The sequence below is a fragment of the Sneathiella marina genome, assembly GCF_023746535.1.
Classification (GTDB): domain Bacteria; phylum Pseudomonadota; class Alphaproteobacteria; order Sneathiellales; family Sneathiellaceae; genus Sneathiella; species Sneathiella marina.
Genome location: NZ_CP098747.1, coordinates 1,115,070 through 1,140,626, shown reverse-complemented (window position 1 = coordinate 1,140,626; position 25,557 = coordinate 1,115,070). Strand labels below are relative to the sequence as shown.

22 protein-coding genes, 1 tRNA gene and 2 pseudogenes are annotated in these 25,557 nt (G+C 47.8%); 11 read left to right on the top strand and 14 right to left on the bottom strand.

Features of this window, described 5'->3' with window-relative positions:
- The 3 genes from NBZ79_RS05495 to ehuR all read right to left on the bottom strand — a co-directional run bounded on the left by NBZ79_RS05495 (position 1) and on the right by ehuR (position 3,213).
- Positions 1-573 (bottom strand): TRAP transporter small permease, encoded by a 573-nt coding sequence (locus NBZ79_RS05495; RefSeq protein WP_251936151.1) that lies wholly within the window; start codon positions 571-573, stop codon positions 1-3.
- A gap of 132 nt (positions 574-705) precedes the next feature.
- Positions 706-1,722, bottom strand: coding sequence for a TRAP transporter substrate-binding protein DctP (gene dctP, locus NBZ79_RS05490; RefSeq protein WP_251936150.1), 1,017 nt, complete (start codon positions 1,720-1,722; stop codon positions 706-708).
- A 96-nt stretch (positions 1,723-1,818) separates the two neighbouring features.
- Positions 1,819-3,213, bottom strand: a complete 1,395-nt coding sequence (gene ehuR / locus NBZ79_RS05485; RefSeq protein WP_251936149.1) for a MocR-like ectoine utilization transcription factor EhuR — start codon at positions 3,211-3,213, stop codon at positions 1,819-1,821.
- Between the two features lie 108 nt (positions 3,214-3,321).
- Here ehuR and NBZ79_RS05480 point away from each other — a divergent pair, with 108 nt between their 5' ends.
- A complete protein-coding gene (locus tag NBZ79_RS05480; protein ID WP_251936148.1) occupies positions 3,322-4,020 on the top strand; it encodes an IS6 family transposase in 699 nt (232 codons plus the stop codon).
- 180 nt (positions 4,021-4,200) lie between these two features.
- Here NBZ79_RS05480 and NBZ79_RS05475 read toward each other — a convergent pair whose 3' ends face one another.
- Genes NBZ79_RS05475 through NBZ79_RS05465 form a run of 3 tightly spaced genes read right to left on the bottom strand, consistent with a single transcriptional unit; the run spans position 4,201 to position 7,219 of the window.
- Complete coding sequence (locus NBZ79_RS05475) at positions 4,201-5,631, bottom strand: SH3 domain-containing protein (RefSeq protein WP_251936147.1); 1,431 nt, start codon at positions 5,629-5,631, stop codon at positions 4,201-4,203.
- Positions 5,632-5,642: 11 nt separating this feature from the next.
- Complete coding sequence (locus tag NBZ79_RS05470; RefSeq protein WP_251936146.1) at positions 5,643-6,683, bottom strand: carboxypeptidase-like regulatory domain-containing protein; 1,041 nt, start codon at positions 6,681-6,683, stop codon at positions 5,643-5,645.
- Positions 6,680-7,219 (bottom strand): hypothetical protein, encoded by a 540-nt coding sequence (locus tag NBZ79_RS05465; protein ID WP_251936145.1) that lies wholly within the window; start codon positions 7,217-7,219, stop codon positions 6,680-6,682. Before NBZ79_RS05465 ends, NBZ79_RS05470 begins: the two co-directional genes overlap by 4 nt.
- Before the next feature lie 190 nt (positions 7,220-7,409).
- Between NBZ79_RS05465 and NBZ79_RS19650 the strand changes: the two genes are divergently transcribed.
- Entirely contained in the window at positions 7,410-7,595 is a 186-nt protein-coding gene (locus NBZ79_RS19650; RefSeq protein ID WP_420854563.1) for a hypothetical protein, read from the top strand.
- Between the two features lie 200 nt (positions 7,596-7,795).
- On the opposite strand, the gene NBZ79_RS05455 is transcribed toward NBZ79_RS19650, so the two are convergent.
- Complete coding sequence (locus NBZ79_RS05455) at positions 7,796-8,131, bottom strand: hypothetical protein (RefSeq protein ID WP_251936144.1); 336 nt, start codon at positions 8,129-8,131, stop codon at positions 7,796-7,798.
- Positions 8,132-8,183: 52 nt separating this feature from the next.
- Between NBZ79_RS05455 and NBZ79_RS05450 the strand changes: the two genes are divergently transcribed.
- Positions 8,184-8,882, top strand: coding sequence for an IS6 family transposase (locus NBZ79_RS05450; protein ID WP_251936143.1), 699 nt, complete (start codon positions 8,184-8,186; stop codon positions 8,880-8,882).
- 113 nt (positions 8,883-8,995) lie between these two features.
- On the opposite strand, the gene NBZ79_RS05445 is transcribed toward NBZ79_RS05450, so the two are convergent.
- Entirely contained in the window at positions 8,996-9,976 is a 981-nt protein-coding gene (locus NBZ79_RS05445; RefSeq protein ID WP_251936141.1) for an AraC family transcriptional regulator, read from the bottom strand.
- A gap of 134 nt (positions 9,977-10,110) precedes the next feature.
- Between NBZ79_RS05445 and dctP (NBZ79_RS05440) the strand changes: the two genes are divergently transcribed.
- The 5 genes and pseudogenes from dctP (NBZ79_RS05440) (at position 10,111) to NBZ79_RS05420 (ending at position 16,115) form a co-directional block, all read left to right on the top strand.
- The gene (dctP, locus tag NBZ79_RS05440) at positions 10,111-11,130 is read left to right on the top strand and encodes a TRAP transporter substrate-binding protein DctP (protein ID WP_251936140.1); all 1,020 of its coding nucleotides are present in this window, start codon (positions 10,111-10,113) and stop codon (positions 11,128-11,130) included.
- Position 11,131: 1 nt separating this feature from the next.
- A complete protein-coding gene (locus NBZ79_RS05435; protein ID WP_251936139.1) occupies positions 11,132-13,171 on the top strand; it encodes a TRAP transporter large permease subunit in 2,040 nt (679 codons plus the stop codon).
- The gene (locus NBZ79_RS05430; RefSeq protein ID WP_251936138.1) at positions 13,168-14,343 is read left to right on the top strand and encodes a serine hydrolase domain-containing protein; all 1,176 of its coding nucleotides are present in this window, start codon (positions 13,168-13,170) and stop codon (positions 14,341-14,343) included. The genes NBZ79_RS05435 and NBZ79_RS05430 overlap by 4 nt, the downstream gene beginning before the upstream one ends.
- A 3-nt stretch (positions 14,344-14,346) precedes the next feature.
- The gene (locus NBZ79_RS05425) at positions 14,347-15,282 is read left to right on the top strand and encodes a 3-hydroxyacyl-CoA dehydrogenase NAD-binding domain-containing protein (RefSeq protein ID WP_251936136.1); all 936 of its coding nucleotides are present in this window, start codon (positions 14,347-14,349) and stop codon (positions 15,280-15,282) included.
- Positions 15,283-15,418: 136 nt separating this feature from the next.
- Positions 15,419-16,115: pseudogene (locus NBZ79_RS05420) on the top strand (IS6 family transposase).
- 245 nt (positions 16,116-16,360) lie between these two features.
- On the opposite strand, the gene NBZ79_RS05415 reads toward NBZ79_RS05420, so the two are convergent.
- Positions 16,361-16,675, bottom strand: coding sequence for a hypothetical protein (locus NBZ79_RS05415; RefSeq protein ID WP_251936134.1), 315 nt, complete (start codon positions 16,673-16,675; stop codon positions 16,361-16,363).
- 75 nt (positions 16,676-16,750) lie between these two features.
- Here NBZ79_RS05415 and NBZ79_RS05410 point away from each other — a divergent pair, with 75 nt between their 5' ends.
- Entirely contained in the window at positions 16,751-17,482 is a 732-nt protein-coding gene (locus tag NBZ79_RS05410) for a helix-turn-helix transcriptional regulator (protein WP_420854562.1), read from the top strand.
- Positions 17,483-17,854: 372 nt separating this feature from the next.
- On the opposite strand, the gene NBZ79_RS05405 is transcribed toward NBZ79_RS05410, so the two are convergent.
- On the bottom strand, positions 17,855-18,769 hold the full coding sequence (locus NBZ79_RS05405) for a helix-turn-helix transcriptional regulator (protein ID WP_251936130.1): 915 nt from the start codon (positions 18,767-18,769) through the stop codon (positions 17,855-17,857).
- 125 nt (positions 18,770-18,894) lie between these two features.
- Here NBZ79_RS05405 and NBZ79_RS05400 point away from each other — a divergent pair, with 125 nt between their 5' ends.
- Both NBZ79_RS05400 and NBZ79_RS05395 read left to right on the top strand, forming a co-directional pair.
- Positions 18,895-19,716 (top strand): cysteine hydrolase family protein, encoded by an 822-nt coding sequence (locus NBZ79_RS05400; RefSeq protein ID WP_251936129.1) that lies wholly within the window; start codon positions 18,895-18,897, stop codon positions 19,714-19,716.
- Between the two features lie 58 nt (positions 19,717-19,774).
- Positions 19,775-20,471 (top strand): annotated as a pseudogene (locus tag NBZ79_RS05395) (IS6 family transposase).
- Between the two features lie 298 nt (positions 20,472-20,769).
- Here the strand turns inward: NBZ79_RS05395 and NBZ79_RS05390 are convergent.
- The 4 genes from NBZ79_RS05390 to NBZ79_RS05375 form a co-directional block, all read right to left on the bottom strand.
- Positions 20,770-20,846 (bottom strand) — tRNA-Ile (locus NBZ79_RS05390).
- A gap of 121 nt (positions 20,847-20,967) precedes the next feature.
- Positions 20,968-23,013 (bottom strand): RNA polymerase sigma factor RpoD, encoded by a 2,046-nt coding sequence (gene rpoD / locus NBZ79_RS05385; RefSeq protein WP_251936128.1) that lies wholly within the window; start codon positions 23,011-23,013, stop codon positions 20,968-20,970.
- Between the two features lie 67 nt (positions 23,014-23,080).
- On the bottom strand, positions 23,081-24,970 hold the full coding sequence (gene dnaG / locus NBZ79_RS05380) for a DNA primase (protein WP_251936127.1): 1,890 nt from the start codon (positions 24,968-24,970) through the stop codon (positions 23,081-23,083).
- Between the two features lie 63 nt (positions 24,971-25,033).
- A complete protein-coding gene (locus tag NBZ79_RS05375) occupies positions 25,034-25,453 on the bottom strand; it encodes a GatB/YqeY domain-containing protein (protein WP_251936126.1) in 420 nt (139 codons plus the stop codon).
- Positions 25,454-25,557: the final 104 nt, after the last annotated feature.

Sequence of the window (25,557 nt, the reverse complement as noted above, 5' to 3'; positions counted from 1 at the left end):
TTAAAGCTCCAATTCCAGTTCCTGTGCGTCTTCTTCACGCAGATCTGTTGATAGGTAGATTTCTTTTTCCCGAAGATTTATTAGGAACGTCAACCCATATTGAATGCCCGTCACGCCAAGTCCGATTGGTACCCAAAGGTAGCTGACATATATAGGAATACCCAAAGCAGGATATACGCGCCCCTTCGCCTGTAGACTGATAATGTACTGGATCGCATACCAAGCCAAAACCAATAGCAGAACCGACGTGATCGCAGCGATCACGATCATCAAAATCTTCCTGGCTTGCTTGGGCAATGCGTCCGAGATAGCTGACATTCGGATATGCCGGCCATGTCGCGCCGCGAAGCCAATTCCTGCAAAAGTCACCAACAAAATAAATATGCTGTTCAGCTCTTCTGCAAAGATGATGGAATGGTTGAAAATAAACCGGCTGATAACGTTTGCAATCGTGTTGATGGCCATCAGGATCACACCTATTGCCATGATGAACTGTTCCAGTTTGGCGATTACTCCGTCGATTGCTTCGATAACTCCCGCCAACCTAGATTTTTTTGCGGATCTTTCGCCCATATTATTCTCCCCGGAATGTGCAGGTGTGACGGGTAATCAACATTGCATTTCGGGCCTGACTTAGTCGTCAGGCCCGAAATTTTGCTCTAAATAGGGTGTTTATGCAAAACTTCAGTGTCCACCCCGAGGAGCTTATTTTTGCGCCGCCGCCAGATCTAGCTTCATTTGCTCTAGGATAGCAGCACCGCGATCGCCAGCTCTCTCGATATATGCGGCTTCAACCTGTTTCGCGCGTTCTTTGAACACAGCGCGCTCTTCTTCGGTCAAGCGAACAATCGTGTAATCCGGATTTGTTTCGCGAATTTTTGCCAACCCAGTCGCATCCAAAGTCACGGCAACATCAAGAATATAGTCAAGCGCGGTTTGCGAAGCGTTCTGGACGAGGGCTTTGTCTTCGTCGCTCAAGCCGTCGTAAAAGTCGGCATTGGCCATTACCGCCGTGGTGTATTGACCATGACCTGTATAGGTTAAAACTTTGGTCAGATTATCCAAACCATAAGCCTCGATCCAGATAGTCGGGTTTTCTTGGCCGTCGACCATATTGGTTTTCAACGCGCCAATAAGTTCACCCCAAGACATTGCAATCGGTGAAGCACCGAAGGCTTTGTAAGTTTCTAGCAGCAATGGTGAAGTCATTGTGCGAATTTTGATTCCTTCTAGATCTTCAGGCGCGCGGAATTCCTTCATAGTAGTGACGACTTGCTCACCTTCAGGGAAAATCGCTAGCAATTCCAGACCCTGTTCACGATAGATTTCGTGGAACATTTTGTTCACGGCAACGCCTTCTTTAAAGAAGGTACGCACTTTCTGTGGGTCCGTAGGTTGAATATAAGGCACCAAAAATGCCTCAGCCTCTGGTATCAATGCGCCAGTAAATCCTGGTGACTGATCAATGAACTGAAGCAGCCCAGCTTGAGCCTGCTCCATCGCATCTGCCGATTCGCCTAATGATCCGACTGGGTAAATTTGAACCGTGTGGTCCGAGTTTGCTTCAATTACTTCCTTAAATTTGGTTGCGTATAATCCTTGCGGATCAGTCAGCCCTTCTTCCATGGCATAGCGCCAGTTGTCTGCCTGTGCAGCAGACGCTGATACTAAGGCGATTGCCGCAGCGCATAAAAATGCGGATAATTTTGGTGTAAAAGTCATCGGTTTCTCCAGATTTATACCATGTCAAAGTTCGATATATTAGAGAATGTGAAAGATTGTACTGTGAGTCAATCATTATATTGTAGCATGACAATATCAATAAACTAGTTGGGGCAAAGGCTCTCGCTGCTGCTTAAGAAGGCCTGCTATCATACGCAACGCTTGCTGAAACCGATCGACATCTCGAATGCTCGCAACCGATATTCGAATTGCGTTTTGTGGTATTGATTTCGGTGCCATAAATGGCGTTTCAGGAGATACAGCAATATTTAGTTGTCGTGCATGCGCCACGAAACTTGCTGAGTCCCATTCACCTGGCAGTTTGAGCCAAAGATGCAAACCCGAAGGGTGTCCATGCCAATCGAACTCCGCAAGCTCGGTACGTGCGATATCGTAACGAGTCCGCAAATTGCTGCGTTGCCATAGGGTAAGCTCCTCCGCTGTGCCATCCAGTACCCAACGAGTAGCAATCTCGCACATCAACGGCGTCGCCATCCAGCCAAAAACTATCAGGCGACCGGTCAAAGCCGGGAAAAGGCGTTCCGGCGCAACCAGATAACCTGCTCGCAAGCCTGACACCGTGCATTTCGTGAATGTCGTCAGATATATCGAAAGTTCCGGAATAATTTCTGAAACCGGCTGAGGGCGATCTTTCGCAACAGGGCCACAAGCGTCATTCTCGACTAAGTGCAGTTCATATTTTTTGACTATGTCTGCTATCTGTCTACGCCGGCTTTCTGGCATCATGTAAATGTTCGGACCTGCCAGAGAGGGGAGCAAATACAACGCTTTGGGCTTCAACTCTACGCATGCCTTTTCAAGCGCGTCTGGAACCACTCCATACTCGTCGATATCGAGCCCCACGAGCTGCAAGCCAAGATAGGCGCATGCCGATACCAGAAGATGATGTGTAATGGAATCAGACAAAACGATGTCACCTGGGCGCGTCAATGCAGAAAGCGCCGCTGACATGCCATGTGTAACTCCATTGGTCAAAATGATATTGTCCGGTTGGGTGTTCAGCCCGCACAATGACAACCATTTAGTTCCGGCAATCCGATGTGTCTCAAACCCGATATTAGGTCGGCACGACAAAAACATCTGCGAATTGAGATCACCGGGCAACTCGCTGAGAAGTTTTTGCATCCTGTCGACATGAAGCTTGCTGTAGGCAGGCCTCGAGATCGACAGGTCGAACATATTTTTTTGTTCTGGCTCAAGGATGTAGGGTTGCCGCTCAGGCTTCTTGGTATCCGTTACATAGCTACCACGACCAATTTGCCCTTCAATCAAGTTCTGCCGTTTTACCGTATCGTAGGCTTTGCTAACCGTATTTACGCTTAGATTAAGCTGCTCGGCCAATTTGCGATGTGTTGGAAGGCGTTGCCCGGCTTTCAATCTGCCGTCTTCAATTGCCGCAGAGATTGAAGCGGCTAGGCTTAAATGCAGTGGTTGGCGCAAAGAATCTCTATCAGGTATCCAATTTGTCATGGGACAATGCTAACACAACCATGACATTGAGCAATCAAAATTCCTGCGAACGGCATTGTCAGAGGAAAATCACTTGAGCCGTGTTGAGGCTGGATTTACGGTCAGCGCATGAAAAATCCATTCCGTTATTACAAAACATCACCTGAAATCATCCGTCTGGCCGTCTTGATGTATGTTCGATATCCACTTTCATTGCGTCAAATCGAAGATCTCCTGCATGAGCGCGGTATAAACGTGAGCTATGAAACAGTCCGGACATGGTGGAATCGTTTCGGGCCAGTGTTTGCGGCAGAAATCAGAAAAGCCCGCTCCGTTTCCTTCCATAGCTCACCTCAGTGGAGATGGCATCTGGATGAAGTTTTCGTTCGGATCAATGGTGAAGTCCATTATCTCTGGAGAGCCGTCGATCATGAGGGTGAAGTTTTGGAGGCATTTGTCACCAAGAGGCGGGATCGCAAGGCTGCACTTAAGTTTTTGAAAAAAGCCATGAAGAAATATGGCAATCCGAAAGTAATCGTGACGGATAAGCTTTGTTCTTATGGAGCTGCGATGAAAGTGATTAGTAACGAGGCCCGTCAAGAAACTGGACGTTGGCTCAACAATCGAGCCGAGAACTCTCATCAACTGTTCCGACGACGAGAACGAGCGATGATCAAATTTCGAAGCACGAAATCGCTACAGAAATTTATCTCAATTCACTCGTCAGTCCATAATCATTTCAATCACGAACGTCATCTCCACAGCCGCAAAAACTTCCAGTTAAAATGTGAAGCAGCCCTTATAGAATGGCGTCAGCTCGCCGTATAAAGATACCACCTTTATTCTTTATTGCGCCTAGTCACTTTCCTCTGACAATGCCGTTTAAACTATTCCGCTGACGGTTCTCTGCGCTTTTAGCAAGTTAATGTGACAATGCCTCGAAATTTAGTATGACAATGCCCGCTTCCAAATCGCCTTAGTTAAAGTGACAACCCTATCGCTCGGCAACTAGCGAGAAAACGATTTAGCAATATTGTTGATAACCAATTTCTGATCGCTGTCCGGCCTTAGTTTTTGAAGCAAGAATCGATTGCCGGGCGTTCGCTGATTTACAACATTATTGAGGTCATTCACCAGCAGGGCCGCTGTGTCGCTCATACTGTCGAGTTCTGCACTCACCTTTAAATCCTTAATCGCAAGATCAAGGTTGTTGTTCACTGCAATATTGGCCAGTGCCCGCAAGTTATAGGCCGCAGGATCATAGGGTGTTAATTCGACCGCCTTTGAGAAGATATTGACGATATTCTCGTCCAATTCATAAGCCTGCTTTCCCATCACCTGGCTCGCACCTAAAAGCTGATAACCGGCTGCAAGATTGACATTCCGACCTTCGACACCCGACGTTAGAAATTGTGTGAACTCGCTTGACGCGTCCTTAAATCGGCTGGCGTAGTAGCGATACAACCCAGCGAGAAAATGAACAGCCGGTAGCGAATAACGAGGTCTGGTGAGGGCAGCGTATATCCAGACCGGTTCTCCTTCCAGATCAACCTCATACCAAAGACCCTGTCCTTCCCGATATGTCATGTTCAACACTTCGAAGGTTCCGATGACATCTCTCGTGGCAATTACCTGGTGGTCCGTTCCTGGACCGACCCTTACATTAATTTCCGTCTTTGAGACGTCAATCTGCCGGGGTGGAACATCTACGAGGCTATTTTCAATATACGCCTCTCGTCCGTCTCTTAGAACAACTTTGAACCAGGCACCCTGCATATCTAAAGACTGTATCACGGTCCCTGGAGGAATCTGTGTAATTTTTTCTGCCTCCCGTGAAGGAGCGGCACGAAGATTAGCGACACGCCGGGAGACAAGACGCCTGTCGAATAGATCTTTGCGGCTCCTTGTCACCGTTGCAAAATTGAACTTACTGCGCGAAATGGCAGTTTGCAGCCCGGCGTTTGAATTGTCCCCGGCTGTAAAGCGTAAAATAAGATCACCAGAGGCTAATTCAGTTGGCAGCAGGGTAAGATGGGTATTGATAACCAGTTCCCCATCCGGGTTTTCAATGACGGCGCCCCAAAGTATCATGGCCGCTTTTTGGAAATTCGCGATCTCTGTTGCAGCAAGATGGTAGCGGTCTCCTATCAGTTCAGTAAGGTTTTTACCTTCCGGTGCCCGGGCGAGGATAACACCCGCCTTTGCCTGATCACTTATCGCCGTCAGGGTCTCTCGCCAGACCAGATAGCCCAAGGACTGACCAATACCGGTCGCGGCGGGATCCAAAAATTCAGCAATCAATGCCCTCAATTTTGTATTGGGAATGACCATATGGCTGCTTTTGGTGCTATTTACAAAACCAATCACCTCCCCGGCCGAAACAGGATATGAAACAGCGACCAAAAGGGAAACTATACCTATCTGAAACCAGTTTTTCATATGCTGCCTCCCTAATTCAATCGCGCAAGATTTTCATCAATATAGGCGATTAGTGTATTGATTTGTCGCAGCAGAACAGTGTTATCGCCGCCAATTTCCGCCCTTTCTGCAACGAGATAGCTGCGGGCTAGCATTAGCTTGTCCTTGTCATTGTTACTCAGGCCCCGCTTGGTTTCCAAAGCACTTATTGCCAACACTGTATTGCGACCCCAAAGCTCGTCCATCCCCTTGTACAGGGTGGTCGGGTTAAGAGGGATGCCAATGAGTTGATCATCGATATAGATTGTGCCGGGATTGAAACCGGTGAGCTCGGGGATTATAATAAACTCGGTTGACAGCTCAGTTACCGGAGTGCCACCGGTATCCTGACCGATGGAGCCAAGCCCTCCAACCAAGGCCAATGCATTCAGTTCAGCACCGATGACACGAAGTTGGGCAGCATTACTTTGCTCCAGTTCAAGCGGCAAGGCCAGGATGCTGACATCTTCTGGAATTTTTTCCAGGTCAAGGCTTTGAAGGTGGGTTGAAATCCCGCGCCGGATATTGAAATTCAAAATTTTTGCAAAATTGGCGGGAAGACGTTGCTTGACCTCTTCGGAAATAATATAGGGAGCAACAAAAAGAGCATTGCCGTCTGTGCTTTTCAGGGCTTGCAACTGTTGCCTCAGGCCGGCAGGAAGATTCCAAATACCCGATGTCGGCTCTAGCAATATACTCATCCTCGGAAATTCGAAAACGCCTCGGGTCTGGCTGCGGCGTACCTGCGTGCGCGGCCCATAGTTGGGTGCGGAAAAGGTCAATGCCAATGACCAGGTGTCTAGCTGATCGTCGCTGAATAGCTCGGGCAGGCGAATGGTAAAGGATCCATCGGCGCCGGTCGGATGCAGAAGCTCCAATTCCTGACCGCTGGCATTGACGCGGATAGTGACGCCCTGCACAGGCTGGCCGGATTTTGAATCCAAAACTATCCCTTCAAGAGTTGAGGCTTCGGCAACCGGGAATGGCGCCAGGAGGAAAAGACAGAACAATCCCGCATAAAGCCAGTTGTTCATGATGTCTCCTCCGTGCAGCTAAAACGTATGTCGATGACCGCCCGCTCCGCGACTTGGGGACGGGAGATAGTCTGGCGATAGGGCGCGCATCCTGGGCGATGAATAACAACCGCTCGCGGCCGGTCGCCGAAGGAGGGAGTATACCGGATGGCGAAGTCTCCGGAAACAGTATCGACGCGAACGCTTCCCGGAGGCAGGACCCGGTCATGAAAATCCACAAGTTCCACGGATAAATCTGACAGATTCCCGTCCGCGACTCGCCCGAAAACATGATCTGGAAGTGGAAGAACCAGCTGATAAATCCAGCTGATTGCTATACCCGCTACAACGATCAGAGGAACAATTCCTACAATAGATGCCAAGGTGAGTGGCCAAAGTGTTTTCCGGAAAAGGAACAGCAGGACCAGCAAGATCGCGGTGATAATAATCTGCGAGGCAAATGGGCTTATATCGATCCCAAATTTCGCAAAAACGGTCGTCGCCTCGTCAAAAAGCTCCAATGCCTGATCAATAATTGATGCATCCTGTGCCGCCATTTTCCCGTCCTTACTGCTGAATTACATCGCCAATAAAGAAGACAGCTTATATTAGCACATAATGGCGGCACACGGCCAACGAGATGTGAAAACCGTAATAGTACTATAAATCGTCAACGCTTATGGACCTTGATTACGGAAAGGCTTAGGAGAGAGTTTATTTTTTATCGTAGCCTTTAAGAAGGCGAAGATGAAACCAATTCAAGGCCCGACATTCAGCTTCAGAACGCCTTGTTACAGACATTCATCATTAAACACGACGCCCTATTCTGCCGAAGAGGAGACCTTCATTGTGCTGGACGGCCTGCGAGGTGAAGAAAGTATTGCGGAACTCTGCCGCAAGGAAGGCCTACCCCAGGGCATTTACTATAAATAGTCGAAGGACTTTCTCGAGGCTAACGAGAAACTCCTGGCAGGGAATTCGGCGCGGGGCACCACAACGGATGAGGTAAAAAGCCAACAGCTGGAAATTGCGGGCCTCAATGCCATACTTTCGAAACTACAACGGCTTTGAACCACCAGGAGTTCATTCAAAGCCATTTTTAAGGGTCGCGTCTACAGATACCCCATACTCTGTCATAGACTCGCTATCTTCGTTGCGGCTGTCGCCAAACCTTCGGCGACTTTCGCCGCAATTTCAGCATATTCCACCATGATTTTCAAACGAGCGAGATCATCTTCAAGCTGTTGGTTGGTGGCATCAATTTCCTTAATCAGAATGTCAATGTTGTCTGAATTTTCCAAAGCATCAATTGTGCTTATACCCAGGACTTCAAGCGCATCCGCCAACTCCATGCGCGTTGCCGCAATTGATTTGCGGCGCTCGATTTCCGCATTGTTTAAAGCGCGGCCTTCATCAAAGGCCTGACCCTTTATTCTTTTACTTTCTGCCGATAGCGCCTGATCCGACATTGTCAGAGGAAAAGTGCTTGTGGTTATTTGATACGGAATTTACCGTCATCTCATGAAAAACCCCTTCCGTTATTTCAAAACTTCACCTGAGATCATTCGTCTAGCTGTGATGATGTATGTCCGATATCCATTGTCTTTGCGTCAGGTTGAAGATCTCCTGCATGAACGGGGTATTGATGTGAGTTATGAAACAGTACGCGCCTGGTGGAACCGGTTCGGTCCTATATTTTCCGCAAAAATCAGAAAGAAAAGATCAGCTTCAATGCGTGTCTCACCACAATGGAGATGGCATCTGGATGAAGTTTTCGTGCGGATCAATGGCGAAATCCATTATCTCTGGAGGGCAGTCGATCACGAAGGAGAGGTTTTGGTGGCCTTTGTTACCAAAAGGCGGGATCGTAAGGCTGCCTTGAAGTTTCTGAAGAAAGCCATGAAGCGATATGGCAGTCCAAAAGTGATCATATCGGATAAACTCCGCTCATATGGCGCTGCGATGAAAGCAATCGGCAATCAGTCCCGTCAGGAAACTGGGCGATGGCTAAATAATCGAGCCGAGAATTCTCATCAACCGTTCCGACGACGAGAACGAGCGATGATCAAATTCAGAAGCTTACAATCACTACAGAAATTTGCCTCCATCCATTCCTCAATCCAAAACCACTTTAATCACGAACGCCATCTCAATAACCGTAAAAACTTCGAGCTCAAACGTGAAATTGCTCTTGCCGAGTGGCGTCAACTCGTAGCTTGAAAAACAACGCCTCATTCCTTTTTTGGTGTCTGATCATTTTCCTCTGACAATGCCTTCAAAGACTTACAAAGTTCGTAATTTCTTTAAAAAGACAAAAATTTCCTAGTATCGAGTTAATATGACAACGCCTGCTGATATCTACTTGGAGATGAACCAAATTCGAGCTTAAACAATCTCGAGAATTCACTAGAGGATTTGAAACCGCAATTCATAGCGATTTGCGTCATCGTCAGGCCCGCAGAATTGGCCATGATAAACCGCCGTGCAAGTTCTAGCCGTCGGCGACGCAGTCTTTCTATTACAGGTTCACCATCAGAAAATATCTTGTATAGATAGCTTCGGGATATATTGCAGGCTGCCGCGATCGTCAGCGGCGTCAGTGTTTCATCCCAGTAGTGTTCGTCAAGATATGCAAGGATGCGCGCACGATGTGCCTTTTGAGCAATATTGTCGTCAGACATACCTCCGCCGGAACATAGAAAGAAGGACACAGTATCCAACATCTGATTGGTCATAAAATGTGTCATGCGATCATCCAGAATTTCTACATGCTCTAACAAATCGCCTATCATTCGTTGCATCATATGATAAATCGCATCCGGGTTTTCGATTGCTTTCTCAAAAATATCAGTGCGCCGACCCAGCCGGTCTTCCAGAGCACGGGTAGGAATCTTCACATTAAGAGTCGTATAGGAATCCTCGACACGTAGTTTGGCCTCCATATCATTGTTCAGGAGAAAGACATGCTGTGGTATAAGCTGCGCAGTTTTGCCCCCGATCTGGCAAATGGCTTGTCCGGAATCTGGAAAAGCCAGCGAATAAAAGGGCTCCTCCACGCGTCGTAAATCACTCTTCGTCCGTTCAAAGGCCTGATTTTCAAACTCAATGCGGCTGAAAGTCAGCTGCCCAATCTTTTTACTGAAGAGACTGCCGGACATGGATTGAGCACCAATATTTTGAAGATCCAACGGACCCCACAGACCGCCAAAGACCTCACGCCAATGATCTTCTCGCTTTTTCGTCGGCGTTTCTTTTGTATTGCAGATAAGAGGAAGAGTATTACGAGCCAAATGAGAAAAGATATCTTGTTTCATGCGAGTCGGTGTGATCCCCACGGGCCAAATGAGTAGACTGTGTCACAAAAACCCATAGCACAGGTAACAAGCCATCGGCAAAGAAGTTTTTATGATGGACCTAATCAAAATATTTCATACGGAGGATCCTAACCATGAAAAAAATACAGAAGATCAATTTGCTTATTGCAAGTGTCCTAACTGCCCTTTCCGCTCCAACGACGGCATCGATTGCGGCTGAAAAAACAGAGTGGAAGCTCGCGTATCTAGCTGTAAGAGGGACTGTCTATGAGGAAGTAGCTTTGGCAATTCCAGACAGAATTGCAAAGGCGACGGATGGTCGATTGATAATCACCGCGAATTCGTCACTACTCAAAGGCAACTATTTACTGGAAGGTGTGCGGGACGGGCTGGTTGAAATGTCCTTGCCGCTGACGGGCTATTATACAGGGTCGCAACCGTTGTTCACAGTGCCATCGCTGCCCGGTATTTCTGAGAGTTATGAAGATATGCAAGCCCTGTCAGCTTCAGCATATGGCGATCAGGTGCGCGCTCTTTACCAGGAAAAATACAATGCTACTGAATTATTGGAAACGGCATTTTGCCCGCAGACATTGTTTTCAACCGTCCCGATTACGACGGTTGAGGAATGGTCTGGCCGAAAACTGCGGGTTAACAATCGTGGTACCGGATTAATTGGATCGGAGCTCGGTGCAACAACGGTATCATTGAGCGCAGGAGAAGTACTACCTGCCCTTGAGCGCGGTGTAATTGAAGGTGTGATAACGGATAGCTGCTGGGCTTATGGTGCGGGTTTCCAGTCCGTTATTTCCAACGCGTCCAGTTGGAAACTCGGAAGTGTTCTGCCAACGCCAGTGCTGGTCAATAACGACGCATGGGCGGCGTTGCCGAAAGATCTAAAGACTATTGTTATCGCCGAATTTGACAAACTTGAGCAGGAATTCATTATTCGCTGGAAAGAACGGGCGGCTGAAATGCCAGAGCTTTGGAAATCAGCAGGTGTTGATTTCCATGAAGTATCAAATGAGGAAATGACCCGTGTCTACGCCGAAAAAATCCAGGAGCCGGTTCTGGCCGCGTGGCGGAAAGATATGGTACGTGCGGGACTGGATGCAGATGCCGTAGAAAAAACGGCACGTGATGCGGTAAAATAGTGTGGAAAAGGTGGAAAAAATTGGTGTTGAGGCAGCGGATACGCTGTCTCACCCCGGCACTATTTTGGCTCAGCTGTCACGCTATTTAGGCATTCTCTCTGTCGTCACGATGTTGGTTAGTGTGAATATTGAAGTGTTCGGACGCACCCTGTTTGATTATTCGACCATTTGGGTGACGGAAGTATCTACCTATCTGATTGTGGCGATCACTTTTCTAGGGGCAGCATATGTCGCGTCAAAAAACGCGCATGTCAGTGTTGATCTTGTCCCTGCCCGCTTGTCTCCGGCCTTAAGAAAGAACGTGATGGTCGCCACCAACTGGATGGCTGTTTTCGTCTGTATTGTCGTTTTATGGAAGACAACAGCCTTCTTTTTAGAGAGCTTTCAAAACGCATCACGTAGCTGGAGTCTGCTGAACACACCTCTTTGGATACCACAATCAACCATTTGTATCGGAATGTTCTTCCTGGTACTTTTTTTGGTATTTAAAATAAAGACGGAGAGTAACCAAAATAGCGCAGCGACGACATTGGCCATTTTTCCTATATTGGCCGCAATCCTATTTTCCGTCGTTGATGGTCTCGGTCAAATGCCGGGGGCAATGGGGTCCATATCCGGAATATATATCATTGCCGGTCTGGTCGTAGCGTCTTGTTTTCTTGTGTCAGGCCCGAATACGATAATGATCCTGATGGCGCTTGTCCTCCCGCTTATAGTGCTTTTTTTGCTCTCTGATTCTTCCGACCTGACGTTGAAGGCGGCTGTTCTTATCGGCGCCTTATTCTTTTTGTTATTAGCCGGACTACCAGTTGTTTTCACACTATTTTTTATAGGTATTGTCACCATGTGGTTTTGGCTACCCCCCATAAGCCTCACCTATATCGGCGAACGGGCTTGGGGTGCCGTTAATACGTTTGAGCTAACAGCGATACCGATGTTTGTGTTGATGGGTGCAATTCTTGTTCGAAGTAATGCGTCCGGCGAAATGTTTACCGCGGCGCGCAAAGGATTGGGAAGAGTCGCAGGCGGCCTGGCTCATGCCTCTATCGCAGCGTCAGGTATTTTTGCAGCTGTTTCAGGCTCCAGTTTGGCGACGGCGGCGACTATGGGTCGTGTGGCCGGGCCGGAAATGATGAAAGAAGGATACCGCCCCGAACTTGCTTTCGGTGTTCTGGCCGCAGGCGGAACATTGGGTATCTTGATCCCGCCAAGCATCGCCATGATAATTTACGGACCGCTGGCCGGCGTGCCGGTGACTGACTTGTTTCTGGCAGGTATATTGCCTGGATTACTGATGATTGCCGCCTTTGTTCTGGTCGTTGTCCTATGGGTAACTATCGATCCGAAAGCCGCGCCAGAGGGGAAGGCTTTCTCGTGGATTGATAAACTTTATTCTTTAAAAGGAGTTGCGCCCTTTTTGGCGTTGATGGCCATGGTACTGGGCTCGCTCTATCTCGGTATTGCAACGCCAACAGAGGCCGGTGCCGTCGGAGTATTTGGTGCTCTGTTGATCAGCCTTCTCCGTCGTACTTTGAGCTTGAAAGAATTCTTGGCTGCCGTAGAAGACGCTGCATTGGCGACATCCATGCTATTAATGATTGCTGTCGGGGCTGCGATTATGAGTTTTGGTGTGGACTATCTATCGATGCCGCAACAGCTTGTCTTATTCGTGCAATCACTCGGATTGCCGGACTTGGGCTTGTTTATCGCTATTGTCATTCTTTATCTCATCCTTGGTATGTTTGTGGAACCGATCAGTATGGTCTTAATGACTCTACCCGTAATCCTGCCGGTTATTATCGCAGCGGGTTGGGATCCTTTGTGGTTTGGAGTCATTCTGGTGATGTTAGTTGAAATTGGGCTTATTACGCCCCCAGTCGGTATGATTATCTATGTCCTCGCGGGTGTAACTGAAGGTGAGGTTTCGATCGGCCAAATCTCGATTGGAACCATACCATTCGTTGGCGCATTCTTGGCAATGGTGTTCGTGTTTTTTGCACTACCGGAGCTCATTACGATTATTCCGGACATGACAAAATGACGATTACAACATCACAAATGAACTTATCACCTACCGGCTTAAGTAAAGTAATCGATCCCTGGCTTGAAAAGGAAATAGCCGCAAATCGGCTGTTTGGTGGCGTTCTCACCCTTCTTCAAGGTGACCAGCGGGTCTTCCATCGCTGTTTTGGCACAAAGGACATGTTAGGAAGGCAACCGGTCACCGATGATACAGTGTTCTGGATCGCTTCCATGACAAAACCGATAACATCAGTGGTGGCAATGAGCCTATGGGAAGAAGGGCGCTTGATGTTAGATAGCCCTGTGTCAGATTTTATCCCGGAGATGCGAAGTATCAATGTTCTGAATGATGCCGGAATGGGTATCCCCTATTCCCACGGTCCAACCGTTCTGGATCTCATGCGTCATACATCGGGCGTAACTTATGGTCAGTTCGGCGATGATCCCATTCATGCTCTGTACCGAAATGCAATGGTTTATGATTTTTCTGGCGATAATCAGGAAATGGCAAAACGTCTGGCACGTCTGCCCTTGCTACATCCGCCAGGAACAGTCTTCGAGTATGGCATGTCCACGGATCTGCTGGGCCGGGTTATCGAGGTGGCCACGGATAAACCGTTAAACACCGTGATTGAAGAACGGATAATCGGTCCATTGGGCATGGTAGGCACCAGTTTTCACCCTAATCCGGAGAACATTGCCGATCCTCCAAAGGCGATAACACCTGCCTCCTTGACGCCCCCTCTGTCAGCAGGGCAAAAATGGTGTTCCGGCGGTGGCGGCCTTTGGTCAACGGCGGCAGACTACATAAAATTCGCGCAGATGCTCCGCGCAGGCGGTGCCTTTGAGGAACAGCTCATTCTGAAGGCCGAAACGGTTGGGCTCATGTTGCAAAACCATCTTCCTGATGAAGTCAGATTTGGAGCGAATACTAGCTCTCTTGGAATAACAGCACCGGTGCCAGAGGCCGGGCTTGGGTTTGGATTGGGCTTAGCTGTAAGAACCAGATACAGCAGCAACCCGAAAGGTTTCTCGGGCGAATATTTCTGGCCTGGAGTGTCCGGAACAAATTTCTGGGTCGATCCCGAAAATGACCTGATTTTTGTCTTCATGACCCACGCACCCGAGCACCGCAATCAGCACAGAATAGATTTGCGCAATCTAGTTTATGGTAGCTTTCAACAGGATTAGTAAATGCGGAAATTTGAGCAAATAGCCATTTTAGGCGCGGGTACAATCGGCATGAGTTGGGCGGCCCTTTTTTTAGCGACCGGCCGATTAGTAACCATCTTCGATCCAGCAGAAGACGTCGAGAGAAAAACGCTAGAATTCATAGATAAATCTCAGGAGGCCCTACCAGAGCTGGGTTGGAAATTGGACGGTATAATGGACCGGTTGAGCTTTACCACTGATCCCGCTGAAGCCGTGACTGGAGCTGATTTCATTCAGGAAAGTATTCCTGAACGGCTTGAGATCAAACATCGTCTATATAACCAGATAGAACCTGTGATTACGCCGACAGCCATTATTGGGACGTCTACATCAGGCCTAAAACTATCAGATTTGCAGAAGGGATTTTCTGATCCGGCTCGCCTGATTTTGGCCCATCCTTTCAATCCACCCCATCTTATCCCATTGGTTGAGCTCATGATAAATGAAAAAACTGCATCCGATGTCCTGCCCAGATCAAAGGCTTTTTTTGAAAGCATCGGTAAAGTTACTGTTCAGCTTAATAAAGAAATTCCCGGTCATATTGCCAATCGGTTGCAGGCCGCCATATGGCGGGAAGTCATTCACCTCGCCAATGAAGGCGTGGCGAGTGTTGAAGATATCGATAAAGCAGTTGTTTATGGACCCGGCCTGCGGTGGGCGGCCATGGGACCAAATACCCTATTTCACCTCGGCGGCGGCGCGGATGGAATTGAGGGATTTTGCAAACATTTGGGAGGCCCATTTCAAAGCTGGTGGAACGATCTTGGCAAACCGGAGCTAGACGTGGATACCATAGCTGTTTTGAAGGATGGCATGGCGCGCGCGATGAAAAATTCGTCGATGTCTGACCTTGCGGCCCGGCGTGATGAATTAATCCTGGGGCTTATGAATGCCCGCCGTATCGATATGTTCTCGTAGCGTGACACGAAATCGAGATAGGTTTTTCCCCTAAAAGTGACCACTAAGCTCAACTTCGGTTTTGTCACATTAACTTAGTGGGCATTGTCACATTAACTTTGTGGCTAGGAAATTGATGATGATCTAATCTTCATCGATGCAAAATCTCTCTTATTCCCGGCACCGGTTTCCACCTTACATTATCCAGCACGCAGTTTGGCTGTATGCCCGATTTACGTTAAGCTTTCGAGACGTAGAAGATCTGTTGGCTGAACGATGCCTGGATATTTCCTACGAGACTGCCCGACGATGGTTTTTTAAAGTTTGGTGAACCAATCGCCAGAAATCTGAGATCTTCCCGCCCTACTCCCAACGATGTCTGGCATTTGGATGAAATGGTCATTGTTATTCGAGGAAGGCAATATTTCTTATGGCGTGCCGTTGATAGCGAGGAAGAAGTCCTGGATTTCCTGGTGCAACCAAAACGAAACGCCAAAGCTGCCGTGAAGTTGATGCGTAAACTATTAAAAAAACAAGGCTTTGCACCGACGCAAATCGTCACAGATAAGCTAAAGTCCTATCATAAGGCGTTTCGAGCCCTAGGCTTGACTGCTGTGCACATTGACAACAAACGTTCTAACAATCGAGCAGAAAACTCGCACCTTCCAAACCGACGACGGGAACGAAAAATGCAACGGTTCAAGTCTCCGGGCTCCGCTCAAAGATTTCTCAATATTCACTCAGCCACTTACAATACTTTCTATGTTCAACGTCATCTAATCAATCGAAGTTATTTCAAACAGCTCCGCGAGGAAGCGTTTGACGTTTGGGTAATTGCAAGTAAAGCTGCCTGAAAATTTGAAACCGAGGAATATCTGTGTCTATTGGAAGTTAATGTGACAACTCCCTAAGCAGACTTGTAGCGACACATTATTGAACGTCTGGTTTATGACTCAAAGCGGTCCTCACCGTACAGATTGCGGAACGACAACTATACGAATAAACCAACCATGGGACATTGCCAGCCGAATTTCCGCTCTATCTGGAAAGTGACCTGAGAAACGGGTGACCTGTTTTATCAGGCCACCCTAGGGAGCATCTAGTGGGTTTCGAGCGAGGCATTAACTTCCATCTCGGCATCAGGGTCAAAATCCCTGAGATCCATTACGGAAAAGAAGGCTGCACAGATCGGTGATTCCATTTCCTTCTTGACGACATCCAAATAGTCTTCGTGGCTACGAAACTGGACGATGTCCAAATAGGTCCCATCCGGTTTGCGCACTAGCTCGCGCCGCAACACACCAACTTCGTGTGCGACGAAGTCCCGTTGGAAAACTTTAGAAGCAGCAAGCAGATCGGTTTCGGTCTTGCCTTCGGCAAGCTTGATGGGGGCTAAAACGGTTACGGGTAACATCGATTATCTCCTTTGATTTGTTAGTGTCACGATATGTATATTGTCAAATAAGACATTTTATGTCTTATTTGTTTGATGACCCGTACTAATACGAACGATAGATTGAGACGGCTTGAGCTGTTGGCGGTTCAACTGAAGCAAGATGGGTTGTGCACCATTAAAAACCTTGCAGATTTGCATAATGTCAGCGAGCGAACAATTGCGCGTGACTTACAGCTTATGCGCGATCAAGGGCTGCCGATCGATGCTGATCGCGGTCGCGGTGGTGGCGTTCGTCTTGACCGCCACTGGGGTGTGGGGCGTCTAAACCTGAATTACCCCGAAGCCGTTGATCTGCTGATCAGCGTCGCCGTTGCTGAACAAATGAACTCACCCATGTTTCTTGCAAATTTGGCATCTATCCGGCGTCAGTTGATTGCATCATTCTCCTCTGACAAACGCTATAAAGTAAGCGGTTTGAAATCTAGGATATTGATAGGTGCAACCGCATCAACATTCGTTCAGAAAACCATCGTTTCCACCAATGATCGTGCTGTTCAGGCATTGCATCAGGCATTCTTAGATCAACGGTCCTTGGACATACGATACAAAAAGGAATCTGGTGAAGAATCAAAAAGGAGTATGGAGCCGCACTATCTGTTGCTGAATTATCCTGTCTGGTATGTGCTGGCTTTTGACCACCTTCGAAATGCACCCCGTGCGTTTCGGTGTGATCGACTTTTGAGTGCCGAAGTCTCAGATGAGCGGTTTCGACTGTTGCCTAAGTCTAAGTTTCAACAATCTCTGAAGGGCAATGACGTCATTTAACTGACCCAAAGGTTCGTAAAGCAGACGTAGGGTGAAGCGCCAAAAACTGTCATTATGAGCACGGAGCTGACAATAGGCCTCTTCCCTCAATGTCCGCTTCTGGCACTAAGCAGACCCTTTTGGATCGGCGAGTTTATGCCCGCTACTATACGGAAAGCGGAAGTTATTTCTGAGAAATCTGAAAATTCAAAATCAATGTCCGTTATTGATGGCTAGAGCGGACTCTATTTTCAGTGTCTGAAAAGGACAGTTCATGATCCGGAGCTGACTTGGTGTTGCGGCGAGCACAGAGACCGTGTTTGCATTATATTCCGACGCGTTTTGAGCCTGCTGGTGGTTCGACTCCGCCCCGGGACACATTTTTTGCCTCTGTCAATTTCCACGAACCTTAGATCGATACTTGCCCGGTGAAGTGCCAATAATTTTCTCAAATTTTCTGGTGAAAGCACTCCGACTTTGAAAGCCGACCAGTTCGGCGATACGTTTTATGGGAAGATCAGAATCTGCTAGTAAAGAAGCGGCACGGTGCATACGAAGATTGCGCAGCAACTCCATAGGCCCTTTTCCGTATGCCGTGAAAAATCGTTTGGCGAAGGTTGAACGACTCATCCCCGCCGCCTCAGCGAGACTTTCGACCGAATGGAGATTGCCAGGCATATCGAGCATAAGCCGTAAAGCAATCCAAAGTTTTTCATCGGTTAATACGGACATCCAGTCAAATCTTTTGTCCTGTGACTCCAGCCGATTGCGCAGGAGCAGGATCATACATTGCTTCAACAAGACTTCGATCATTGCTCGACTTCCCAATTTGGGGGTAGATAATTCCTGCAGCAATTGATCCATGGACTCTGCCATAGGACTTGACGGTTCGACATATTCAACAATAGGTTCGCGCACGAGATCAATCAGATTATTAATGCCCCGAAGACCGACATTCACCTGACTACAAATCGCCAGCAATTTGTTTTTTGGCAGTTCATCATCTGCCGCATGAAGATGGTGCTCTAGGTCAAGCTCCGCAGGATGGCAATCTGGCAGCGGTTGCTGGTTGTCACCGAAGCTACGCAATATATGAGATTGTAACGCAGGGACAAGAACCAAAGTTCCCTGATTGATCTCTAAGGGCGGATGTCCCCGAAAAATAATTTCTCCATGGCCGGCTAAAATATAATGCAATGTCGCAAACGACAAGCGGCCGAGCCCCAAATCACATCGTCCACGTAATTCACAGAGCGCAAAGGGATCTGCGTCAATTTCCATCTCATTAAAAACATGTTCAAAACTCATACGTCATTTTGCCAGATTTTGGAGGGTTGAACACATAAATAGTACATATGAGACACAATCCGGACGAAAAGGCACATACCTATCGACATATTAACCTTGTACCTGAAACGCCAATGGAGAAAAGCATGTGTAATAATCACGAAAAAAGTCCAATAAGTCGGCGAGATGCACTTCGAGGCAGCGTCGCCGCTGCCGCTGTGGCAGCTGTCGCGGTTAGTACGTCGGGAACGGAAGCGGCTGCCGCCGATAATCCCTACGCAGACCCGGCTAAACCAGCCCTCCCGCCGAGCGATATGAAATTGGATATCAAGCGGGTCGCCCTCGTTGTCACGGACCCACAAATAGATTTTTTAAGTCCTGATGGCGTGACCTGGGGCGTCGTTGGCGCTAGCGTCGAACATCACGATACGGTTAATAACATCGAAAAGCTTTTTAAAGCCGCAAAGACGAAAGGCATTACAGTGGCAATCTCCCCTCATTACTATTACCCAACTGACCATGGTTGGCGGTTTGAGGGGGCCCTTGAAAAACTCATGCATAAAATTGGCATGTTTGACCGCAAAGGTGCGCTAACCACAGATGGTTTTGAGAATTCGGGCGCCGATTTTATGCCCCAGTATAAACCATACATAAATGATGGCAAAACAATCGTAACTTCACCCCATAAACTTTATGGAAACGAGTCCAATGACTTGGTCCTGCAACTTCGTAAAAATAAAGTCGATCAAGTCATCCTGGCGGGCATGTCTGCCAACCTCTGTACTGAGTCTCATATGCGTGAGCTACTGGAACAGGGTTTTGAGGTTGCAGTCGTGAAAGATGCCACCGCCGCTGCTATGTTGCCTGAAGGCGATGGTTATCTCGCCGCGCTAACCAATTTCCGCTATATGGCAAATGCTGTTTGGTCGACTGATGAAACTGTTGAAAGAATAACTAACGGGACATAGGGGGTGTTGTCACATTAATTTTGTGGCTAGGAAATTGATGATGATCTAATCTTCATCGATGAAAAATATCTCATATTCTCGGCATCGCTTCCCGGCTCATATCATTCAGCATGCGGTCTGGCTGTACGCTCGATTTACACTTAGTTATCGAGATATTGAAGATCTTCTCGCGGAACGAGGCCTGGATATATCTTACGAAACTGTTCGACGATGGTTTCTAAAGTTTGGTGAGCCAATTGCCAGAAACCTGAGATCATCCCGCCCTACTCCCAATGATGTCTGGCATCTGGATGAAATGGTCATCGTTATTCGAGGAAAACGTTATTTCTTGTGGCGTGCCGTTGATAGTGAAGGCGAGGTCCTGGATTTCCTTGTACAACCAAGGCGAAACACGAAAGCTGCGTTGAAGCTGATGCGTAAACTACTCAAGAAACAAGGCTTTGTGCCTACTCAAATAATAACAGACAAATTGAAATCATATCACAAAGCATTTCGGATTTTTGGGCACAACTGCTGAGCATATTGATGACAAACGATCTAACAATCGAGCGGAAAATTCGCATCTTCCAGTCAGGCGCAGAGAGCGAAAAATGCAGCGGTTCAAGTCACCAGGATCGGCCCAAAAACTCCTCAATATTCAGTCAGCCACTTACAATAGCTTTTACTTTCAACGTCACTTAATCAACCGAGCTCGCCTCAAGGAATGTCGCGCCCAAGCATTTGGCGTTTGGGCAAGCGCAAGCATCGTTGTTTAAACAATTCCGCTGACGGTTCTCTGCGCTTTTAGCAAGTTAATGTGACAATGCCCTCAAGAGAATTAATCCGCTGCCAACTGACTGGCAAGTGCAGAAAAAGCGGCTCGGTTACTCCATTTAATCTCCCTAATATATTCATGAACTGGACCCTGAAACAGGGCAACAGAGACGAATGCCATAATCCAGCTTATTCGCTCTCAAGGTAGCGTCTCTGTTCACAGTGGATACGGTTAAAGGCCCCGGTTCTGCGGGGTTCAGGGGCGAACCTGGGTTGGGTCCAGGTTCGCCTCAGATTAAGTGGTGGGCCCGGTAGGACTTGAACCTACGACCAGTCCGTTATGAGCGGACGGCTCTAACCAGCTGAGCTACAGGCCCGAATATCGGTTACAATAAACGGTAAATTTGTGGCGTTGTGACTATTTAGCCTGTTCAGACGCAAGACGCAATTGACGAAATCATCCTTTCGTCAATTTTTGCCTTATGCCGATTTTTTTTATTAGGTGTCGAGGAAACTTCGTAGTTTTCGCGACCGACTTGGGTGTTTAAGCTTGCGAAGAGCCTTGGCTTCAATTTGCCGGATACGCTCACGCGTTACAGAAAATTGCTGCCCTACTTCTTCCAATGTGTGATCCGTATTCATTCCAATTCCAAATCGCATCCGCAATACCCGCTCCTCACGAGGTGTCAACGACGCCAATACCCGAGTGGTGGTTTCGCGCAAGTTGGATTGGATAGCCGCATCCAAAGGCTGTACTGCGTTCTCGTCCTGAATAAAATCACCGAGATGGCTATCTTCTTCATCACCGATCGGCGTTTCCAGACTAATAGGCTCTTTGGCAATTTTCATCACCTTGCGCACTTTCTCAAGTGGCATTCCGAGCTTCACAGCCAACTCCTCCGGTGTCGGTTCGCGGCCAATTTCATGCAACATCTGACGAGATGTCCGCACGAGCTTATTAATTGTCTCAATCATATGAACCGGAATACGGATTGTCCGCGCCTGATCAGCGATAGAGCGCGTGATGGCTTGCCGGATCCACCAAGTTGCATATGTGGAGAACTTATAGCCACGACGATATTCAAACTTGTCAACGGCTTTCATCAAACCAATGTTGCCCTCCTGAATAAGGTCCAGGAACTGCAATCCTCGGTTCGTGTATTTTTTAGCAATCGAGATCACAAGCCGCAAATTCGCTTCGACCATCTCCTTTTTCGCGCGGCTGGCTTCACGTTCACCTTGCTGTACTGAACTTACGATACGGCGGAACTCAATCATCGGCATTCCGAACTCCGAAGAAATCTTGATGATTTCTGCCCGGATTTCCGTAATTCCTTCGATTTCGTTTGTCGTGAAATCTTTCCAACCTTTTGCCTTCAGGCCACTCATTTTCTCAACCCAGCCTGGATCCAGTTCGGAACCGAAATAGTTTTCAAGAAAACTTGTCCGGGCAACTTTATGGCGTTCCGCCAGCCGCAGAAGCTTTCCTTCCAGGCTCATCAAACGCCGGTTAATGCCGTAAAGCTGGTCTACAAGAGCTTCAATGCGATTGTTGGTCAGATGAACATCGTCCATCAATTTAACCAATTCCAGTTTCAGCTTCTCATACTTCTTTTCCTGCGCGTTCGAAACAACATCATTCTCAAGCGCAGCTGTCAGACGTGCTTCTTGTAGCTTGTGGAGCTTTTTGTAAGTTTTCGCGATCTCATCAAACCGCTCAAAGACTTCCGGCTTTAAGGTTTCCTCCAATGCAGCCAAAGACATAGTATTTTCTTCAGCGTCATCATCCTCTTCTTCTTTCCGGGCGGTTTCACCTTCCCCGTCCTCATCTTCCTCGTCTTTTTCTTCCGTTTCCGATTCCGCCTCCGCTTCTGGCTCATCATCATTCAAGCCGGCGGCGGGTAATTCGTCATCTTCACTGTCTTCACTAAAGCCTTCCTGCAACGCTTTCTCTGCGGCTGCACCGGCACCGTAAGTCGCGTCCAAGTCAATCACATCACGCAGCAAGAGTTGTTCCTGCAGCATCAATTCACGCCAATTCAGGATAGCGCGAATGGTAAGCGGGCTTTCACAAATGGCACCGATCATTTTACCGCGGCCAGCTTCGATGCGTTTGGCAATGGCAATTTCGCCTTCACGGGACAGCAGCTCAACAGTTCCCATTTCGCGCAAATACATACGCACCGGATCATCTGTTCGATCACCCGCCGTCGATGCCGGTTTTTCGGCAACTACTTTTTCTGGTTTATCTTCCTGGGTGTCATCGTTAGCTTTGTCCGCTGCAGGCTCTTCACCTGCTTCGTCATTTTCAACGACATTAATTCCCATTTCCGACAATAACGACATCGTGTCTTCAATTTGTTCAGAAGACATCTGATCTTGAGGCAGGACAGTGTTTAATTCGTCAAATGTGACGTAGCCCTTCTCCTTCGCCTTGGCCAGCATCTTTTTAACAGCTGCTTGAGAGGCATCGATTAACGGACTATCCGGGGATTCTTCACGTTGATCTGACGTATCAACAGCTTCCGCACTATTCGTCGCCATTAAAGTATTACTCCTCGAAATTTACCCATTTAAGCAACTCCATGAAGAATGCTTAGGTAAAAAGTGTTTAAATATCGTTCTTTCGTCCCGAAGCAAATCCAAATCCATCCAGATCCGCTTCATTTCCCTCAGCATCCAGTAGCGCTTTTTTTGCCAATTTCAATCGATCAAAATTCTCACTGGTCGCTTCTGCCCCTAGTTTTTGCTGCGCCACCGTTAATTCCTGCTCCAATGCCTCTCTCTTCTGTCGAGACAAAATATGGCGCCAACCGCTAATCGCATCTTCAAGTGCCGCATCCGAATTAGCGAACCATTCTGTCGAGCCGCCCATAGAAGCTTTTAGCCTATCTACTTGTGCAGACAATTTACGTTTAGCTAGATGGTGCGCCATACCCGCATAGTCAAGAGATGATTCGACAGCGACAATATCTATTATCGACCGCCTTAGTCTGTCAAGCTGGGCAGAGTGAAGTTTCAACCGTGTAAATTCATCAAAGTGATTTTCCATTATTTCCGGGTGGTTTATAACGGTTAGAAGGATTAATTCTTCCCGCCGGCCTGTTCTATGAGAGGCATTAGAAGAGAGTCGGGAGGGTACCGAATATCGCGAATCATGCTTTTGATTCGCGAATCGCCCGAATCGATCCTTCGACGATTTAGGTGCCAGCGCATTTACTCGAGTTTGTTTTTCGGGTCTAAAAGCGTTCCATAACCGATCTTTAAAATATGTTTTGTAATGACCTTGAACCGTCACATCCGTAATTTGATCGCAAATGGAGTATATGGATTTTTCGAATGCCGCTTTTCGCTCCGGTGTATCTGTCGGACGCCCCTCGGCTTCTTTACGCCAGAGAATTTGAGAAAGTGGTACGGCCTTTTCCAGAATTGCGGCCATCGCATCAGCGCCTTCATTTCGGATCAGGTCATCCGGATCAACACCTTTAGGTAACAGGGCAAACCGCAACGAAAATCCAGGCTTCAATAAAGGCAGTGCCCTTTCTGCCGCACGTAAGGCAGCGCGCCATCCAGCTTCATCCCCATCAAGGCACAGGATCGGCTCCGCGGCCATTCCCCATAAAACCTTTAGCTGATCTTCAGTAATTGCTGTGCCAAGTGGTGCTACTGATTGTGAAAACCCAGCCTCTGAGAGGGCAATTACATCCATATAGCCCTCGGCTACTATGACGCTTCCAACTTCAAAAGCTTTTTGTCGGGCCATTGCCATATTGTAGAGTACATGCCCTTTATGAAAGAGCGGTGTTTCGGGAGAATTGAGATATTTTGCCGGTGCATCCCCAAGCGCTCGACCGCCAAACGCGATAATGCGCCCTCTTCGATCAGAAATAGGAAACATCAACCGGTCACGAAATCGATCATAGCTCGGTCGACCGTCATCAGGTTTAATAATCAAACCGCCTTCAAGCATCGTCTCTTCGGTGACGCCTCGCGAAAGGAGCGCTTCCTTCAAAGCAGTGCGGGAATTCGGAGCGGAGCCAATCCTAAAATTTCCAATTGCTTCATCAGAGACCTGTCGCTTTGCCAGATACTGAAGTGCGACGGATCCAGCCTGCGTTTTTAACTGCGATGTGAACCATTTTGCAGCTAAATCCAAGGCATCATGTAACGTCGCAGCCTTTTGCCGGCGGGCGTGATCTTCCGGCCTTTCAACCGGCATCTGCAATCCGGCGATGGACGCTAGTCGTTCCACGGCTTCCGGAAACGCTACACCTTCAGTTTGTTTAATAAATTCTATTAAGTCGCCATTGGCGCCACAGCCAAAGCAATGATAAAATCCTTTTTCTTCATTGACTGTAAAGGAAGGTGTTTTTTCATTGTGAAACGGGCAGAGCCCTGAATGCTCGCGACCCTTCTTGACCAATTTCGTCCGCCGGCCAATAACCTCAGAAAGGCTAACCCGGTTTCGTATTTCCTCTAAAAATTGCGGCGGAAAGGCCATTTATTCTCCCACACCCGTTAAAGGTCACCAATTGACAAGGCAATAGACAATGACCTTACTTGACTACGCGCCCAAGGTCTCTTTAACAATGGAGCTCGCGATCGAAAAATCCATACAGCCTGCGTATTTTCCCTTCAATGTCGCCATGGTCTTCCCCATGTCCTTGAGGCCTTGCGCATCGATCTCCGCTATAATTTCTTTAACTGCGTTTCTGATTTCTTCCTCATCGAATTGCTTCGGCAAGAAATCAGAGATTATCTCTATTTCCTCCTGCTCCGAAGTCGCCAAATCAATCCGCCCACCTTTTTCATAAGCTGAAATCGACTCTTTTCGTTGGCGAACCATAGTTGTCAGCATTTGAAGAATCTCATCCTCTGTGATTCCTTCTTCTGCCCCATTATCTCGAGCAGCCAAATCACGGTCTTGCAAGGTTGCGATGATAAGACGTAACGTTGAAGTCTTACGCTTATCCTTTGATTTCATTGCGTCTTTTAGGTTCGACTTGATATTGGTTCGCAACATATACATACACATCTATTGTAAAGAAAGGCGCAATACTAACTGAAACCCGATTTTTTAGCAAACCA

What these genes read in the sequence shown, in the direction of transcription:
- NBZ79_RS05495 (WP_251936151.1), bottom strand. Translation starts at nt 573, where the DNA reads ATGGGCGAAAGATCCGCAAAAAAATCTAGGTTGGCGGGAGTTATCGAA.
- dctP (WP_251936150.1), bottom strand. Translation starts at nt 1,722, where the DNA reads ATGACTTTTACACCAAAATTATCCGCATTTTTATGCGCTGCGGCAATC.
- ehuR (WP_251936149.1), bottom strand. Translation starts at nt 3,213, where the DNA reads ATGACAAATTGGATACCTGATAGAGATTCTTTGCGCCAACCACTGCAT.
- NBZ79_RS05480 (WP_251936148.1), top strand. Translation starts at nt 3,322, where the DNA reads ATGAAAAATCCATTCCGTTATTACAAAACATCACCTGAAATCATCCGT.
- NBZ79_RS05475 (WP_251936147.1), bottom strand. Translation starts at nt 5,631, where the DNA reads ATGAAAAACTGGTTTCAGATAGGTATAGTTTCCCTTTTGGTCGCTGTT.
- NBZ79_RS05470 (WP_251936146.1), bottom strand. Translation starts at nt 6,683, where the DNA reads ATGAACAACTGGCTTTATGCGGGATTGTTCTGTCTTTTCCTCCTGGCG.
- NBZ79_RS05465 (WP_251936145.1), bottom strand. Translation starts at nt 7,219, where the DNA reads ATGGCGGCACAGGATGCATCAATTATTGATCAGGCATTGGAGCTTTTT.
- NBZ79_RS19650 (WP_420854563.1), top strand. Translation starts at nt 7,410, where the DNA reads ATGAAACCAATTCAAGGCCCGACATTCAGCTTCAGAACGCCTTGTTAC.
- NBZ79_RS05455 (WP_251936144.1), bottom strand. Translation starts at nt 8,131, where the DNA reads ATGTCGGATCAGGCGCTATCGGCAGAAAGTAAAAGAATAAAGGGTCAG.
- NBZ79_RS05450 (WP_251936143.1), top strand. Translation starts at nt 8,184, where the DNA reads ATGAAAAACCCCTTCCGTTATTTCAAAACTTCACCTGAGATCATTCGT.
- NBZ79_RS05445 (WP_251936141.1), bottom strand. Translation starts at nt 9,976, where the DNA reads ATGAAACAAGATATCTTTTCTCATTTGGCTCGTAATACTCTTCCTCTT.
- dctP (WP_251936140.1), top strand. Translation starts at nt 10,111, where the DNA reads ATGAAAAAAATACAGAAGATCAATTTGCTTATTGCAAGTGTCCTAACT.
- NBZ79_RS05430 (WP_251936138.1), top strand. Translation starts at nt 13,168, where the DNA reads ATGACGATTACAACATCACAAATGAACTTATCACCTACCGGCTTAAGT.
- NBZ79_RS05425 (WP_251936136.1), top strand. Translation starts at nt 14,347, where the DNA reads ATGCGGAAATTTGAGCAAATAGCCATTTTAGGCGCGGGTACAATCGGC.
- NBZ79_RS05415 (WP_251936134.1), bottom strand. Translation starts at nt 16,675, where the DNA reads ATGTTACCCGTAACCGTTTTAGCCCCCATCAAGCTTGCCGAAGGCAAG.
- NBZ79_RS05410 (WP_420854562.1), top strand. Translation starts at nt 16,751, where the DNA reads ATGACCCGTACTAATACGAACGATAGATTGAGACGGCTTGAGCTGTTG.
- NBZ79_RS05405 (WP_251936130.1), bottom strand. Translation starts at nt 18,769, where the DNA reads ATGAGTTTTGAACATGTTTTTAATGAGATGGAAATTGACGCAGATCCC.
- NBZ79_RS05400 (WP_251936129.1), top strand. Translation starts at nt 18,895, where the DNA reads ATGTGTAATAATCACGAAAAAAGTCCAATAAGTCGGCGAGATGCACTT.
- rpoD (WP_251936128.1), bottom strand. Translation starts at nt 23,013, where the DNA reads ATGGCGACGAATAGTGCGGAAGCTGTTGATACGTCAGATCAACGTGAA.
- dnaG (WP_251936127.1), bottom strand. Translation starts at nt 24,970, where the DNA reads ATGGCCTTTCCGCCGCAATTTTTAGAGGAAATACGAAACCGGGTTAGC.
- NBZ79_RS05375 (WP_251936126.1), bottom strand. Translation starts at nt 25,453, where the DNA reads ATGAAATCAAAGGATAAGCGTAAGACTTCAACGTTACGTCTTATCATC.